Raw genomic sequence first — 13112 nt, 5'->3', positions numbered from 1 at the left:
AGGTGGCCGGATGGCGCTGAGTGTGGTGCTGGCCGTGCTCGCCGCGATGGCGAACGCCGCCGCATCGGTGCTGCAGCGCAAGGCCGCGCGGAACGAGCCCGAGGATGGCGCGCTGTCGCTGAAGATCCTGCTGGACCTGGTCCGCCAGCCCGCGTGGCTCGGGGGCATCGGCTCGATCCTGACCGGGTTCGCCCTGCAGGTCGCGGCGCTCGCGACCGGGCCGATCCTGCTGATCCAGCCGATCCTGATCGTCGAGCTGGCGTTCACGCTGCTGCTCTCGAGCGTCGTGTTCCACGCTCAGCTGCACGCCAGGGAGTGGATCGCGATCCTGGGCATGAGCGGCGGCGTGGCGTTGCTGCTGGTCTCCCTGGCCCCGTCCGGCGGCGACCCGCGCGCCGCCTCGGGCGGGCAGTGGGCGCTGGGGTGCGGGGTGACGGCCGCCGTCGTGGCCGCGCTCGTGCTGACCGGGCACCGGCTCCGGCGCGAGCGGCGGGCCGCCTGCCTCGGCGTCGCGGCGGGGATCTGGTTCGGCTTCACCGCGGCGCTGGTCTCCGGCCTGACCGCGGAGTTCGCCGCGGGCAACGGGTTCCGCGCGTGGCAGACGTATGCCTTGCTCGTCGCCGGGCCGGCGGGGTTCTTCCTGCTGCAGAACGCACTCCGGGCGGGCCGGCTGGTCGCGTCGCAGCCGGGCCTGACACTGTCCAACCCGCTGGCGGCGGTCGGCTGGGGCGTGGCGGTGTTCGGTGAGCACGTGCGGGGCGGCGCCTGGTTCGCCGCCGATCTGGCCGGGGTGGCGGCCATCGTCGCGAGCACCGTGCTGCTGGCCCGCTCGCCCCTGTTGCAGTCGAACGACCGCGACGACGAGGCCCCGACCGGCTCGGTTGATTCATTGTCGGTCGAGTCGTAGCGTCGGGAGTCCGGGTGCGACAGTCGACTGCCGGGAGGAGTGCCGTGGTTTTCCAGCGTGACCTGCGTGAGCCGGGTGAGACGACGAACGGCGACGGCCTGGCGGTCACGGTGGTGCGCGGCCCGGCCGCGGTGACCCGCGTGATGGCGGTCGGCGAGATCGACTGGGCCAGCGTCGCCAACCTCGACCGCGCCGTGGAGCACGAGCCGGCGTCGGACACCGCGGCGCTCGTCGTGGATCTGTCCCGGGTTTCCTTCTGCGCCTCCTGCGGGCTCCATCTGCTGGTGAGCCTGCAGCGGCGCACCGACGTCGCGGGCGTGCCGCTGGAACTGGTCGTGCCGGAGCCGGTCCGGCGGGTGCTGCGGGCGGCCGGGCTGTGGGGCCTGTTCTCGACGCACGAGAGCCAGCAGGCGGCCCTGGCCAGGCTCGGCGTCGACCGGGACTGAGCCGTGACGGGCGACTCGGTGCCGGCCAGGACCACCACCCGCGGTACCGCATCAGGGAAGCTGCGCACGTGGGCGCGCAGCGTGCTCACCGGCGAGTGGACCGAGGACACGGTGCTCGACGTGGTGGTCGTGCTGGAGGAGCTGGCGAACCACGTGTGCCGCGGCGGGCGGCCCGCGCAGGTCCGGCTGTCCTACCGCACCGGCAACCGGCTGCGGATCGAGGTCGACGACGAGCGTGCGGTACCCCGGTCGCTGGGCTCGGACATCGGCGCGCTGCTGGTCCGGCACCTGGCGCGGGACTCCGGTGTCCGGCGGTGGCGCCGTGGCGTCACGTTCTGGGCCGACGTCGCGCTGGTCGCGAGCCGGGTGCCGGGCGCGCTGCCGGGCGGGGTTGTGCTCGGCCCGTTCGAACCGGGGGCCCGATCGCCGAACTAGGGGCGGGCGACCTGCCGAGTTTCTCGCTTGGACTCGCCTATCCTGGCCTGATGAAACGGACTTCGTTCGCGAACTGGCCGTGCTCCATCGCCCGGACCATGGACCTGCTCGGCGACTGGTGGACGCCCCTGGTGCTGCGCGAGGCCTTCTACGGCATCCGCCGGTTCGACGAGTTCCAGCAGGCGCTGGGCATCGCCCGCAACACGCTCGCCGACCGGCTGCGGCGGCTGGTCGAGGAGGGCCTGCTGGAGAAGCAGCCCTACCAGCGCGACCCCGTCCGCCACGACTACGTGCTGACCGAGAAGGGCAAGGACTTCTTCGGCGTGCTCGCCGCGATGACCCGCTGGGGCGACCGGTGGCTCGCGGGGGAGGAGGGCGCGCCGGTGGTGTTCCACCACCGCACCTGTGGCCACGAGACCCACGCCGAGGTCGTCTGCGCCCAGTGCGGCGAGCCGCTGCGCGCCGCCGACACGAAGATCCGGATGGGCCCCGGCTACCCGGAGCGGCTCAAGCAGCGCCCTGACATCCAGCGGCGGTTCTCCGTCGCCTGACCCACCGCGCGGTCCTTGACACGGTGAGTCTCATTGAGCAACCTTGGTGCTCAGACTGCTTGAGGGGAGGCCGGTGCCGGCATGGAGTGGACGGGCGCGCGGTATGCGGACAAGCCCACGGTGGAGGTCTCGACCTGGGTCGCGGCGCCGCCGGAGCGGGTCTGGGCCCTCGTCTCCGACGTCGGGCTGATGCCCACGCTCAGCGACGAGCTGCAGTCGGTCGAGTGGCTCGGCGACGCGAGCGGACCCGCGGTCGGCGCGAGGTTCGTCGGTCGCAGCAAGCACGACGCGCTCGGCGAGTGGGCGACCACCTCGCACGTCGTCGAGTGCGAGCCCTGCCGTGTGTTCGGCTGGGCGGTGGAGGATCCGGAGCGTCCGAGCGCCCTGTGGCGGTTCCGCGTCGAGCCCGAGGACGGCGGTACGCGGCTGTCGGAGTGGGTGCAGCTGGGTCCCGGCCGCTCGGGCCTGTCGTTCGCGATCGACCAGATGCCCGACAAGGAACAGAAGATCGTCTTCGTGCGCCTGCGCGAGTTCGAGCGCAACATCACCGCGACCCTGGAGCGGCTCAAGACGCTGGCGGAAGGCTGATGCGCACGGCGACGACCGTCGAGGCCTCGGCCGGGGACCGCTGGCGGGAGCAGGCGGACTTCGTGGTGGAGGCCGAAAAGCTGGGCCTGGACGTCTGCTGGGTCGCCGAGGCGTGGGGGTCCGACGGCCCGTCGGCGCTGGGGTTCTACGCGGCGCGGACCGAACGGATCCTGCTCGGCTCGGGCATCATGCAGGTCGGCACGCGCACGCCGGTGGCCGTCGCGCAGACGGCCATCACGCTCTCGAACCTTTCCGACGGCAGGTTCCTGCTCGGCCTCGGCGCCTCCGGTCCACAGGTGATCGAGGGTCTGCACGGCGTCCCGTTCGACCGGCCGCTGGCGCGCACCCGCGAGACGGTCGAGATCGTCCGCCGGGTCCTCGACGGCGGCAAGATCTCCTACGCCGGCAACGAGTTCCGGATCCCGCTGCCAGGCGGCGACGCGGTGCCGATGCGGTTGTCGGCGCGCGCCCGCCACCAGATCCCGATCTACCTGGCCACCCTGTCGCCTGGCATGCTGCGGCTGACCGGGGAGGTCGCCGACGGCTGGCTCGGCACGAGCTTCGTGCCCGAAGGCTCGGCCAGGGCCTACTTCGCGCATCTGGACGAGGGCCTGGCCCGCAGCGGCCGCTCGCGCGCGGACCTCGACATCTGCCAAGGTGCGGAGGTGGCGTTCGCCCCGGACGAGGACGCGCTGCGCGCGATGGTGGCGGGCCGCAAGAAGGAGCTGGCGTTCAGCCTCGGCGGGATGGGCTCGTCGTCGGCCAACTTCTACAACAAAGCCTACAGTCGCCAAGGCTGGGCCGAGGCCGCCGCCGAGGTTCGTGCGCGGTGGCAGGCCGGCGACCGGGACGGCGCGGCCGCGCTCGTCACCGACGACATGGTGCTCGGCACGACGCTGATCGGCACCGAGGCCATGGTGCGGGACCGGCTGCGCGTGTGGCGTGGCGCCGGGGTGGACACGGTGCGCCTGTACCCGGCGGGCGACACCCTCGACGCGCGGCTCACCACGCTGGCGCGCGCGATCGATCTGGTCCGGGAGAGCTCGTCGTGACGGACTTGCCCAAGACCGGGTGCGGACTGTCCATTCGGGACGGCCGCTTCGTGTGCGCGCTGAGATCAACCTGATCACGGACGCCCTCGGCCGATCGCCGGGACCCTCGCACCAGAAGGACGTGCCGGTGCGCCTGAAACCGGCCACGCCCGCCGAACAAGGGCGGCGGAACGCGATTGGGCGCGGGTGCTGGCGGTGGTCCCGGGTACCCGGTGACCGCCGACGCGGCGGTGGCCCGGGGGTAGGGGTGCTGTGTGTGCTGTGGCGCATGGGGCATTGCGGCCGATGGGTCATTGTGGCAGGCGAGTCGGTGTGGCGGTGGGGTCGCTGTGGCACTGGGATCGCTGTGGCGGGCGAGTTGCTGTGGCGGTGGGGTCGCTGTGGCGGCTGGGGCGTTATGGCAGGTGGTTCGTTGCGGCGCTTGGGGGCGCGTATGGCGGTTGGTTCGCTCTCGCGTGGGGGTGCCCGCCGTGAGTAGGTCGCTGGGGTGGTTGGGCTGTGGCGGGTCGCTCGCCGTGGCGGTGGTCGCTGTGGCGGTTCGCTGTAGCCCGGGCCTGAGCGGTGCCCCCAGCCGGAGCGACCCCACGCCCCTGCGTGGTCTCTCGCGCCGCGGCTCACGGCAGGGCGAGCACGCCACACAATGCGGCGAGTGCGATGCCCTGCAGGGTGAAGCGTGCGGTGATCACGCTGTCCCACCGGGTCTGCAGGGCCCGCGCGTTCTCCGGCACCCGTCCGTCTTGGGCTGCGGCGGTCAGCTCTCGGTTGACGGGCGCGTTGACCCTGCGGTAGATCCCCAGCCAAATCACGAGCGCGAGCGCGGCGATTACCGCCGCGGCTGCCGCCGCCCAGCGCCCGGCGAGTCCCGACGCCACCGCGGCAAGAACCGTCGCGACGACGCTGAGGGCGCCGGGGATCGGAAACCGCCGATCGCCGTACCCAGGTGCCGTCCGCCCAGCACGAGCACTGATTGACCGGCCAGCCGGTTGCCCATGGTGCTTCTCCGTTCCGCCGATTGTCGTTGCCGACTTAGGCTATGGAAAAGTAACTGGGTACTTCAACGTAACCGGAGCCGGAGCAATCGCCGTGGGCTACAACGTCATGTCCGTCACCTGCCCGTCCCGGGTGGTGCTGCATCGCATCGGGGCGCGATGGACGGTGTTCGTGGTCAACGCGCTGGAGCACGGCCCGCTGCGCTTCACCGCCTTGGTGGTGAAAATCCAAGGCGTCACCCCGAAAGTCCTGACCGAAACGCTGCGGGCGATGGAGGAAGACGGCCTGCTTGTCCGCGTCGACTACGCAGAGTCGACTACGCAGAACAGCCACCTCGCGTCGAATACGGGCTCACCGACCTCGGCCAGTCCCTGCTGATCCCGCTGCGCGCCGTACGCGAATGGGCGGAAACCCACGTCACCGAAATCCTCGAAGCCCGCGAACGCACCCAGCACGGTTAGCGGGGTGTTTACCGGTGCTGATCCTCAGACGCGGAACCTGGCTCTGCGCCGGCGAAACCACGCGGCCAGTCGACGTCGTCGCGCTACCTCAAGCTTGTTGCCAAGTGGTGCCGCCGGGGTTTGGTGCTCTTCCTGTGGTGTGCTGATCGGGTGTGCGCCTGGCCGGTTGCCAGGGCGCGTCCGACGTCGAAGCGTTGCACGGCAACGGAGTTCTTCGGGCCGGCGGGGCGGCCTGGTCCCGGCCGGGTCGGTTTCGGTGCCGCCGCTGGACGTGCGGTCTTCGTGTGGATGTCGCGGAACCCACGCGGAACCCGCGCCGGAGCCGGGCCGGGGTCAGCCTGGTCCGGTCGGCGGGACGTTCCCACGGGCGGCGCAGATCGGCAACCAACGAGCGGGCCACCCGAAGCTGGGCGTAGACGGCGATCGCCAACCAGGTCCAGCGGTAGGCGGCTTCGGGGCTGCGCAGTCGGGGCCGTGTCCAGCCGAGCGTCTGCTTCAGTCGGAACGTATGCCCGATGTCGAACCGACGCAGGAACATATGCCAGCAGTGGCCGACCTCGGCTGGGTGGCGTCGAGGCCGCAGAACCACAGCCGCACCGGCTTGTTGACTCCGCCGTCGGGTAGGCGCTCGACGCGGTGCCGGATCGGCAACGGCCCGTCGTGATCGCCCACGCGGCTCTGCTGGTCAGCCTGGGATGCAACCGATTCCACGCCTGTGCGGTCGCTGTCTCGCAGAGGCACATGCCGGTGCTGGTCGCCGCGTGTTCAGCGCCCCAAGTTGCCGGGCCACCGAACACAAACTCGCCGCCATGTTTGGGGGCCGGCCGTTGGTGCCAGGCGTCCCGGGTGGGGCTGGGCGGCGCAGCACGCGGTCCGAGCGCATCCGGCCGAGGATCTGCACCGGCAGATCGGCGAGCAGGTGGGCGATGCGCGGGGCGTCGTAGCCCGCGTCGGGGACCACCAGGATCTCCGGATCACCTTCTCGCCACTGGCCTGCGACGATGAGCCGCTCGACGACGTCGCGGATCTGCCTGGTGGTCACCGCGGTGCGTCGGCGCCGGGTAATAGCCGGATCGCGTCGAGCATGGCCGTCCACGAGATTTGCCGGTCTCCAGGGGCGTGACGATGGAATACGGCCAGCCAGGGATCATCCGGTGCTCGTCCTTGCCCCGCCCGAAGGTGTGGCAGAACGAGCGGTCCGGACAGGTCGCGCCGTCGAGCCGCGGCCACGGGGAGGCATCCGCCGCCAGCACCAGCCGACCGCCGGCAGCGCGGGGAAGCGGAAACCGCACAACGCGGTCCGCGGCCGGTCACCGCCGATCCGGCCGTTGTCGATCGCGTCGTGCAGACCGCCATGACCGCGCCGATGCTCAGACGCCAGGGACAACCCGACCAAGGGACAACCCGACCAACGATCGGACCGGCGCCTCGGTGCACAGCACCGCGTCCGCCAGCTCGAACAACCCAAGGGCTGCACTCGTGAGCAACTGGGGTGCACGCCTGCGATCCGGTCCTTGAACAACAAGCTCAAAGGGCTGTTCGCGAACATGCCTGACGGAGCCTTGGTCACCGGAGGGCATTTTCGCGAGAGGTCGGGCCGGACCGTTGTCAGCCCGGCCCGTCTCAAAGACCGTCCGCCGTGGACAGATCAGCCGGCGGAGCGCGCCGGGAGCTTCCAGCCCGGCCGGATGAAGTGGCAGGTGTACCCGTTGGGGTAGCGCTCCAGGTAGTCCTGGTGCTCCGGCTCGGCCTCCCAGAACGGCCCCGCCGGCACGACCTCCGTCACGACCTTGCCCGGCCAGAGCCCGGAGGCCTCGACGTCCGCGATCGTGTCCTCGGCGACGCGCTTCTGCTCGTCGCTGGTGTAGAAGATCGCCGACCGGTAGCTCAGTCCCACATCGTTGCCCTGACGATTCTTGGTCGTCGGGTCGTGGATCTGGAAGAAGAACTCCAGCAACTGCCGGTAGCTGATCTTCGACGGGTCGTACCCGATCTCGATGGCCTCGGCGTGCGTGCCGTGGTTGCGGTAGGTCGCGTTGGGCACGTCCCCGCCGGTGTAGCCGACGCGGGTGGCGACGACGCCGTCGTACTTGCGGATCAGGTCCTGCATCCCCCAGAAGCATCCGCCGGCGAGGACGGCCTTCTCCGTGGGCGCTGTCATAGTCGTCACTCCTTCTTCCGGGACCGTGCCCAGTTTACCCGCCCGACGACCACAGGACGGGGGACGAAACGACACCGCGTGAGTAGTCTCGGCCGCAACCCGACGAGGAGGGCGATGGACACCACCGCACGCTTCCGCGCCGCCGTCGACGCTCGCGACGGCAGCGCCCTCGAGGACCTGTTCACCGAGGACGTCCGCTTCTACAGCCCGGTCAAGTTCACCCCCTTCGAGGGCAAGCCGATGGTGCTGGGCCTGTTCGGGGTCCTGCTGCGGACGTTCGAGGACTTCCGGTACGTCGGCGCGCTCGACGGCACCGCCGAAACCGGCGGGCACGACGCCCCCTCGGCAGTGCTGGTCTTCCGGGCCACGGTCAACGGCAAGCAGATCCACGGCATCGACCTGCTCCAGTTCGACGACGACGGGCGCATCGCCGAGTTCACCGTCATGGTCCGCCCGCTCTCGGCGGTGCAGGCGCTCAGCGAGGCGGTGCTGGCCGGGCTCGTCGCCGACGGGCTGGTCCCGGCACCCGGCCGCTGATGCGCATAGAACGTGTTCCCCCTCCTTTGAAACCTGCGCTGGAAGAGCCTTGTCGGAGCGGTTCCGCTGTGCTCTACTCCTGATAGAACTTGTTCTAACAGGAGGTGGGCAACGATGCGAACCCGTGCGGCGGCGCTGCTCGAGCAGCCTGGCAAGTGGCAGCTCGTCGACGTCGAGCTGGACGAACCCCGGGCGAACGAGGTGCTGGTCCGGTTCGTGGCCGCCGGCCTGTGCCACTCCGACGACCACGCCGCGACCGGCGACATGCCCGTCGGGCGGCTGCCGCTGATCGGCGGCCACGAGGGCGCGGGCGTCGTCGAGTCCGTGGGCCCCGGGGTGCGCTCGCTCGCGGTCGGCGACCACGTGGTCGCCCAGTTCGTCCCCTCCTGCGGGCGCTGCCAGCCGTGCTCGTCCGGCCGCGGGAACCTGTGCGACCTGGGCATCTACGCCCTCGCCGGCTCCCAGGCCGACGGCACCTACCGCGCCCACCTCGACGGCGCGGACGTCGGGCAGATGACCATGGTGGGCACCTTCGCCCAGCACGCCGTCGTCTCGGAGTACTCCGTCACGAAGGTCGACGAAGACCTCCCGTTCCCCGTCGCCGCTCTGCTCTCCTGCGGGGTGCCGACCGGCTGGGGCTCGGCCGAGTACGCCGCCGAGGTCAAGGCGGGCGACACGGTGATCGTGATGGGCACCGGCGGCGTGGGGATGAACGCCGTCCAGGCGGCCGCCGTTCGCGGCGCGGCGCACGTCATCGCGGTGGACCCGGCCGCGTTCAAACGCGAGCAGGCGAGCACCTTCGGCGCCACGCACACCTTCGCCGACATCGACCAGGCCGCCGACTTCGCCCGCTCGGTCACCAACGGGCAGGGTGCGAACTCGGTGATCGTCACCGTCGGCGTGACCACCGGCGAGCACGTGGCGCAGGCGGTCAACGCCGTCGGCAAGTTCGGCACGGTCGCGGTCACCGGCATCGGCGACATCAAGGCCGAGGGCCTGCCGATCAACCTGTGGCTGCTCTCGATGATGCAGAAGCGCATCCAGGGCGTCATCTTCGGTATGGGCACCCCGTCGTTCGAGATCACCCGGCTCGCGGCGCTGTACAAGGCGGGGCGGCTCAAGCTCGACGAGCTGATCACCAGGACCTACCGGCTCGACGAGGTCAACCAGGCCTACGCCGACATGCACGCCGGCACCAACATCCGGGGCATCATCCTGCACGAGGGCTGAAACTGCAGTCGTGACTAGAGATTGTGTGCAGCTGCCGCCAGAGATAAAATACTGCCGTGGCTTCAGACAAGCTGGACGACGAGGACTACCCCGCGTGGACCATGGGGCAGGCCGCCGACGTGCTGGGCGTGCAACCCGCGTTCCTGCGCAGCCTCGACGCGGCCGACGTCGTCCAGCCGCACCGCTCCACCGGCGGGCACCGGCGCTACACGCGGCGCCAGCTCCGGCTGGCCGCGCGGATGCGGCGGCTGTTCGACAGCGGCATGCCGTTGTCGGCGGCCGACCGCATCGTGCGGCTGGAGGACGAGCTCGCCGAGTCACGGGCGGAGAACGCGAAGCTGCTGCGGCGGCTCGGCAACCGGGCGGCCGGACCTTCGGCAACGGACGGCGAACAGGAAGGATGAGCGACATGGGAATGGCCGGCATCTGGATCCGTACCCTCGGCGACGGCCTGATCCGTGCCGATCAGGTGATCGGCATCGCCAACCACCGGACGCCCAGCCTGTCCGGCAAGCCCGCGCGCTGGCTGCTCACCGTGTCCCTCGCCGTGCCGGCGGGCAGCGGGAGCGCGGAGAGCTGGGACCTGACGAGCCTGCACCGCACCCTCGTGCAGAGCGACCGCGAAGCCCGGCAGGCGCCGGAGGAGCTGGCCCGGCTGCTCGCCCGGCTGGCCGCGGTCGGCGCCACGGGCGTCGTCACGCCACGGGTGTGCGGGCCGGACCGGGACGAGGTGCACTTCGAGTTCACCCGCTTCGACAGCGACGTCCCGGCGGAACCCATGCCCACCCAGGCGGACATGGTCGCCGTCGGCTGACCCCGGCGCGGGCGGAGCGCGAGCGTCCTCAATGGACTGACTGCCGGCACCTGGGGCATTCCTGCTTTTGGCGGATGAAATGTCCGGTGGACAACGAGCAGGTTTGGACCATGTCGCGCTCCGTCCCGTTGTGCCGGTCCCTCGGCGCCGCACTCGTGCTCCTCGCCGCCACCGTGGCCGGTCTTCCGGCCGCGGCCGCGGCTGCCCACCCCGGCGTCGTCATCGACGGGCACGCCCGGTTCGAGGTGCTGACGCCGACGCTGATCCGCCTGGAGTACGCCGGGGACGACGCGTTCTCCGATGCTCCCACCTTCAACGCCACCACCCGGAAGTTCCCGCCGCCGCCGTTCACGACGAGCGTCGCCCACGGCTACCGCGAGATCCGCACGAGCGGGATGACCCTGCGCTACCGCCTCCGCAGCGGCCCGTTCACCCCGGCCAACACCAGCGTCCAGCTGACCGGGACGAACGTGACCGGCGCCCCGGCCTTCCCGTCCTACTGCGCCTTCGGCACCGCGTGCCAGGCCGAAAACGGGCTCTTCGGCGGTTCCGCCTCGGCCGCCTACGACCACCAGGGCTACACCGGCTCCGGTTTCCTGGCGGGCTTCACCGGCACCGGCGCGAGCCTGATCCAGGACGTGTCCGACGTGCCCGAGGCGGGGACCTACCGGCTTTCCGTGCGCTACGCCAACGCCCAGGGCGGCGACGGCCAGTCGGTCACCAGGACGCTCGCCACGTCGGTCGACGGCGCGGCCGGGCCCGACCTCTCCCTGCCGGTCACCGGTTCCTGGGACACCTGGTCCACCGCGTCGGTCACCCTCGACGTGCGCCCCGGCACCCACACGCTCCGGATCGGGCAGGACGCCGGGAAGTCCGGCAACGTCAACCTCGACAGCGTCGCGCTGACGCCGGTCTCCGCGCCCTATCCCGCCGCGGACACGACCTTGCTGAGCACGGCCTACGGCGCGGGCCCGGCCAACGTGCTCGGCGGCTGGGACCGGTCGCTGGACAACCCGGAAGCCGTGCCGACGGCGGAACATCCGGGCCTGCTCGACCGCGACGGCTGGTACCTGCTCGACGACACCCGCACCCCGTTGGCGGGCCCCGGCGGCACCATCGCGGACCGCCCGTCCCACGGCGCGCAGCCCTACCAGGACGGCTACCTGTTCGGCTACGGCCAGGACTACAAGCAGGGGCTGGCGGACCTCAACGCGCTCACCGGCGCCGCGGCACTGCTGCCGCAGTCCGCCTACGGCGTCTGGTACTCCCGCTACTACGCCTACACCACGAGCGACTACCAGAACTCCCTCCTGCCGGCCTTCCGCGCCGGCCGGACCCCGCTCGACTGGCTCGTCGTGGACACCGACTGGAAGTCCCCGTCGCAGTGGAACGGCTGGAACTGGAACCCCGCACTCTTCCCGGATCCGCAGGCCTTCCTGGATTGGGCCGGACAGCAGGGGCTGGCCGTCTCGCTCAACGTCCACCCGTCCATCGCCGGCGACGACCCGCGCTTCGCCGCGACGAACCAGCAGGCGGGCGGGCTCGTCGCCGAGGGCGGCAACCAGTACGCCTGGAACTGGACCGATCCCGCGCACCTGAAGTCCTACCTCGGCCTGCAGGATCCGTTCGAGCAGCAGGGCGTGCGCGAGTGGTGGCTGGACTACTGCACCGGCTGCGGCGCCTCGCGGGCGGGCGACCCGCACATCGGCGCGGACAACTTCATCAACCAGGCCTACGCCGCCGACGCGACCGCCCGCGGCCTGCGCGGCTTCTCCTTCGCCCGGATCGGCGGCGCGGAGCAGGGCGGCATCCACAGCAACTACGCCACCGGGCCGTGGTCGGAACGGCGCAACACCCTGCAGTTCACCGGCGACACCCCGGCGACGTGGGACATGCTCGCGTTCGAGGCGCGGTTCACCCCGGACGAGGCGGCGGCGGGGCTGAGCAACGTCAGCCACGACATCGGCAGCTTCCACGGCGGCCACCTGCCGGACGACCTGTACGCCCGCTGGGTGCAGCTGGGCGCGTTCCAGCCCGTCGACCGGCTGCACTCCGACCACGGCGACCGGCTGCCCTGGAACTACACCGGGGACGCCGCCGCGAGCGCCGAGCAGTTCCTGCGCCTGCGCGAGGCACTCGTGCCCTACACCTACACGTTGGCACAGCAGGCGAACCGGACCGGTGTGCCGATCACGCGGCCGCTGTACCTGGACTATCCGGCCCAGGACGACGCCTACACCCATCCGCAGGAGTACCTCTACGGCGACGACGTGCTCGTCGCGCCGATCACCACCCCGGACGACGCGGCCGGCACCGGCTCGGTCGGCGCGTGGATCCCGCCCGGCACCTGGACCGACTACTTCACCGGCGCCACGTACCAGGGCCCGCGCAGCGTCACGCTCACCGCGCCGCTGTCGCGGATGCCGGTGCTGGTCAAGGCGGGCGGCATCCTGCCCACCCGCACCGACTACGTCGACAACCAGCAGCAGCGCCCGCTGACGCAGCTCACGCTGACCGTCGGCGCGGGAGCCGACGGCAGCTTCGCGCTGTACCAGGACGCGGGGGAGGGCAGCGGGTACCGGTCCGGCCGGTCCACCACCACGGCGATCGGCTGGCACGACGCGAGCCGGACGCTGACCGTCGGCGCGAGCGCCGGAACCTACCCGGGGGCGGTGGCCGCGCGGGCGTACACCTTGCGGCTGACCAACGCCGCCGAGCCCGCCGCGGTGTCCGTGGACGGAGTCCGGCTGCCGCGCACCGGCTGGTCCTACGACGCCGGCAGCCGCACGGTCACCGTCACCACCGCGAGCCTGCCGGTGAACCAGGCGCACACGGTCGGACTGTCCGGCACCGCGGGCTGAGGTCGGCGGGCGCCGGGAGCGAATGTTTCCCGGAGCTTCGCCGTCCGGACGTCTCCGCGCCGTCCTGGATCACCAGACT

General features: G+C 71.4%; 17 protein-coding genes. 13 read left to right on the top strand and 4 right to left on the bottom strand.

All coding sequences use genetic code 11. The annotated features are described in order from the left end of the window. The first annotated feature begins 10 nt into the window (after window positions 1-10). The 6 genes from LWP59_RS22450 (at window position 11) to LWP59_RS22425 (ending at window position 3979) form a co-directional block, all read left to right on the top strand. Window positions 11-907: a DMT family transporter gene (locus LWP59_RS22450; RefSeq protein WP_144642122.1), complete on the top strand. Its 897-nt coding sequence runs from the start codon at window positions 11-13 to the stop codon at window positions 905-907. 44 nt (window positions 908-951) lie between these two features. Then, window positions 952-1353: an STAS domain-containing protein gene (locus LWP59_RS22445; RefSeq protein WP_144642123.1), complete on the top strand. Its 402-nt coding sequence runs from the start codon at window positions 952-954 to the stop codon at window positions 1351-1353. A gap of 3 nt (window positions 1354-1356) precedes the next feature. Further along, entirely contained in the window at window positions 1357-1788 is a 432-nt protein-coding gene (locus LWP59_RS22440) for a hypothetical protein (RefSeq protein ID WP_144642124.1), read from the top strand. A 50-nt stretch (window positions 1789-1838) separates the two neighbouring features. Next, window positions 1839-2339: a winged helix-turn-helix transcriptional regulator gene (locus tag LWP59_RS22435; protein ID WP_144642125.1), complete on the top strand. Its 501-nt coding sequence runs from the start codon at window positions 1839-1841 to the stop codon at window positions 2337-2339. An 81-nt stretch (window positions 2340-2420) separates the two neighbouring features. After that, window positions 2421-2927, top strand: coding sequence for an SRPBCC family protein (locus tag LWP59_RS22430; RefSeq protein ID WP_144642126.1), 507 nt, complete (start codon window positions 2421-2423; stop codon window positions 2925-2927). Beyond that, window positions 2927-3979, top strand: a complete 1053-nt coding sequence (locus LWP59_RS22425; RefSeq protein WP_144642127.1) for an LLM class flavin-dependent oxidoreductase — start codon at window positions 2927-2929, stop codon at window positions 3977-3979. The genes LWP59_RS22430 and LWP59_RS22425 overlap by 1 nt, the downstream gene beginning before the upstream one ends. A 614-nt stretch (window positions 3980-4593) precedes the next feature. Here the strand turns inward: LWP59_RS22425 and LWP59_RS22420 are convergent. Further along, window positions 4594-4851, bottom strand: a complete 258-nt coding sequence (locus LWP59_RS22420) for a hypothetical protein (RefSeq protein ID WP_308431676.1) — start codon at window positions 4849-4851, stop codon at window positions 4594-4596. A gap of 211 nt (window positions 4852-5062) precedes the next feature. On the opposite strand from LWP59_RS22420, the gene LWP59_RS22415 reads away from it, so the two are divergent. Together LWP59_RS22415 and LWP59_RS41125 are read left to right on the top strand one after the other, a co-directional pair. Continuing rightward, window positions 5063-5347, top strand: coding sequence for a winged helix-turn-helix transcriptional regulator (locus tag LWP59_RS22415; RefSeq protein WP_233921922.1), 285 nt, complete (start codon window positions 5063-5065; stop codon window positions 5345-5347). Further along, on the top strand, window positions 5341-5430 hold the full coding sequence (locus LWP59_RS41125) for a hypothetical protein (RefSeq protein WP_407653128.1): 90 nt from the start codon (window positions 5341-5343) through the stop codon (window positions 5428-5430). Before LWP59_RS22415 ends, LWP59_RS41125 begins: the two co-directional genes overlap by 7 nt. A gap of 685 nt (window positions 5431-6115) precedes the next feature. Here LWP59_RS41125 and LWP59_RS41120 read toward each other — a convergent pair. The 3 genes from LWP59_RS41120 to msrA form a co-directional block, all read right to left on the bottom strand. Then, a complete protein-coding gene (locus LWP59_RS41120) occupies window positions 6116-6472 on the bottom strand; it encodes a transposase (RefSeq protein WP_267903791.1) in 357 nt (118 codons plus the stop codon). Then, window positions 6405-6722 carry a transposase gene (locus LWP59_RS41115; protein ID WP_373299393.1) on the bottom strand — a complete coding sequence of 106 codons (318 nt, stop codon included), beginning with the start codon at window positions 6720-6722 and terminating at the stop codon, window positions 6405-6407. Before LWP59_RS41115 ends, LWP59_RS41120 begins: the two co-directional genes overlap by 68 nt. A 356-nt stretch (window positions 6723-7078) precedes the next feature. Then, complete coding sequence (gene msrA, locus LWP59_RS22410; RefSeq protein WP_144642129.1) at window positions 7079-7591, bottom strand: peptide-methionine (S)-S-oxide reductase MsrA; 513 nt, start codon at window positions 7589-7591, stop codon at window positions 7079-7081. 114 nt (window positions 7592-7705) lie between these two features. Between msrA and LWP59_RS22405 the strand changes: the two genes are divergently transcribed. The 5 genes from LWP59_RS22405 (at window position 7706) to LWP59_RS22385 (ending at window position 13033) form a co-directional block, all read left to right on the top strand. Next, window positions 7706-8128, top strand: coding sequence for a nuclear transport factor 2 family protein (locus tag LWP59_RS22405; protein ID WP_144642130.1), 423 nt, complete (start codon window positions 7706-7708; stop codon window positions 8126-8128). A 114-nt stretch (window positions 8129-8242) separates the two neighbouring features. Then, window positions 8243-9358, top strand: coding sequence for an NDMA-dependent alcohol dehydrogenase (locus tag LWP59_RS22400; RefSeq protein WP_144642131.1), 1116 nt, complete (start codon window positions 8243-8245; stop codon window positions 9356-9358). A gap of 101 nt (window positions 9359-9459) precedes the next feature. After that, window positions 9460-9762, top strand: a complete 303-nt coding sequence (locus LWP59_RS22395) for a helix-turn-helix domain-containing protein (RefSeq protein ID WP_144642171.1) — start codon at window positions 9460-9462, stop codon at window positions 9760-9762. Further along, the gene (locus LWP59_RS22390) at window positions 9759-10172 is read left to right on the top strand and encodes a hypothetical protein (RefSeq protein ID WP_373299394.1); all 414 of its coding nucleotides are present in this window, start codon (window positions 9759-9761) and stop codon (window positions 10170-10172) included. The genes LWP59_RS22395 and LWP59_RS22390 overlap by 4 nt, the downstream gene beginning before the upstream one ends. A gap of 110 nt (window positions 10173-10282) precedes the next feature. After that, complete coding sequence (locus LWP59_RS22385) at window positions 10283-13033, top strand: TIM-barrel domain-containing protein (protein WP_144642132.1); 2751 nt, start codon at window positions 10283-10285, stop codon at window positions 13031-13033. Window positions 13034-13112 lie beyond the last annotated feature (79 nt).

This window comes from Amycolatopsis acidiphila, assembly GCF_021391495.1.
Classification (GTDB): Bacteria; Actinomycetota; Actinomycetes; order Mycobacteriales; family Pseudonocardiaceae; genus Amycolatopsis_E; species Amycolatopsis_E acidiphila.
The sequence above is the reverse complement of the archived record's forward strand: the minus strand, read 5'-3'. Positions and strand labels throughout refer to the sequence as shown.

Coding starts and splice junctions, on each gene's coding strand:
- LWP59_RS22395 (WP_144642171.1), top strand. CDS start 9,460: ATGGGGCAGGCCGCCGACGTGCTGGGCGTGCAACCCGCGTTCCTGCGC.
- LWP59_RS22385 (WP_144642132.1), top strand. CDS start 10,283: ATGTCGCGCTCCGTCCCGTTGTGCCGGTCCCTCGGCGCCGCACTCGTG.
- msrA (WP_144642129.1), bottom strand. CDS start 7,591: ATGACAGCGCCCACGGAGAAGGCCGTCCTCGCCGGCGGATGCTTCTGG.
- LWP59_RS22450 (WP_144642122.1), top strand. CDS start 11: ATGGCGCTGAGTGTGGTGCTGGCCGTGCTCGCCGCGATGGCGAACGCC.
- LWP59_RS22390 (WP_373299394.1), top strand. CDS start 9,759: ATGAGCGACATGGGAATGGCCGGCATCTGGATCCGTACCCTCGGCGAC.
- LWP59_RS22405 (WP_144642130.1), top strand. CDS start 7,706: ATGGACACCACCGCACGCTTCCGCGCCGCCGTCGACGCTCGCGACGGC.
- LWP59_RS22425 (WP_144642127.1), top strand. CDS start 2,927: ATGCGCACGGCGACGACCGTCGAGGCCTCGGCCGGGGACCGCTGGCGG.
- LWP59_RS22430 (WP_144642126.1), top strand. CDS start 2,421: ATGGAGTGGACGGGCGCGCGGTATGCGGACAAGCCCACGGTGGAGGTC.
- LWP59_RS22435 (WP_144642125.1), top strand. CDS start 1,839: ATGAAACGGACTTCGTTCGCGAACTGGCCGTGCTCCATCGCCCGGACC.
- LWP59_RS22400 (WP_144642131.1), top strand. CDS start 8,243: ATGCGAACCCGTGCGGCGGCGCTGCTCGAGCAGCCTGGCAAGTGGCAG.